The sequence below is a fragment of the Cellulomonas sp. IC4_254 genome, assembly GCF_011603975.1.
GTDB lineage: Bacteria > Actinomycetota > Actinomycetes > Actinomycetales > Cellulomonadaceae > Cellulomonas.
Window position 1 is genome coordinate 1 of record NZ_JAANNB010000377.1, and the last position, 1,198, is coordinate 1,198.

Consider the following 1,198-nt stretch of genomic DNA (forward strand, 5'->3'; position numbering starts at 1 on the left):
CGCCGTCCGGTGGCGCGGGGTGCTGCTCGCATCGGGTCACGTCCTCGTGGTCCGGGGCGCCGAAATTTCGACACCCGTTGTCGAAAGAGCCCGAGCACGGTAGTCGGCCCCCGCGGACCGGTCAACGGCGGGGCCGATCCCGGACGCGACGACGCCCCGGCGACCACGTGGGTCGCCGAGGCGTCGCGTGCTGCGTCAGGCGGTGCTCAGAGGCCGACCTCGGCCTCGAACGCGCCCTCCTCGATCCGCTGCTTCACGGTCATGAGGTACCGCGAGGCGTCCGCGCCGTCCACCAGGCGGTGGTCGTACGACAGGGCCAGGTAGCACATCGACCGGATCGCGATGACCTCGGCGCCGTCGGCGTCCTTGATCACGACCGGGCGCTTGACGATCGCGCCGGTGCCCAGGATGGCGGAGGTGCCGCCCGGGACGATCGGGGTGTCGAACAGCGCGCCGCCCGAGCCGGTGTTGGTCACCGTGAAGGTCGCGCCGGACAGCTCGTCCGGGGTGACCTTGTTGGCGCGGGTGCGGCCGGCGAGGTCGGCGATCTTCCGGCCGATGCCGGCCAGGTTGAGGTCGCCGGCGTCCCGGATCACGGGCACGACGAGGCCGCGCTCGGTGTCGACCGCGATCCCGATGTTCTCCGTGCCGTGGTAGGTGATCTCCTTGCCCTCGAGCACGCCGTTGATCTTGGGGTGCACCTTGAGTGCCTCGACCGCGGCCTGCACGAAGAACGGCAGGAACGTGAGGTTGACGCCCTCGCGGGCCTTGAAGGAGTCCTTGGCCTGGGCGCGGAGGCGGGCGACGCGGGTGACGTCGACCTCGACCACGGAGGTCAGCTGCGCCTGGCTGTGCAGGGCGTCGACCATGCGCTCGGCGATGACCTGGCGCAGGCGGCTGGCCTTCTCGGTCGTGCCGCGCAGCGGGGACGGCTCGGTCGTGCGCGCCGCGGCCGGGGCCGAGGGCGCCGACGGGGCGGCGGCCGGGGCCTGCTGGGCGGCGGCGGCCTTGGCGGCCTCCTCCGCCTTCGCGGCGGCCTCGAGGACGTCCTCCTTGCGGATGCGCCCGCCGACGCCGGTGCCGGTCAGGGTCGACGTGTCGACGCCCTTCTCGGCGGCCAGCTTGCGGACCAGCGGCGTCAGGTACGAGCCCTGCGCCTGGGCCGGGGCGGCCTGCTGCTGCTGCGGCGCGGGCGCGG

At 73.8% G+C, this 1,198-nt stretch carries 1 protein-coding gene; it reads right to left on the minus strand.

The annotated features are described in order from the left end of the window. Positions 1–206 precede the first annotated feature (206 nt). On the minus strand, positions 207–1,198 hold a 992-nt coding region (gene sucB, locus G6556_RS18890; protein ID WP_166944690.1), incomplete at its 5' end, for a 2-oxoglutarate dehydrogenase, E2 component, dihydrolipoamide succinyltransferase.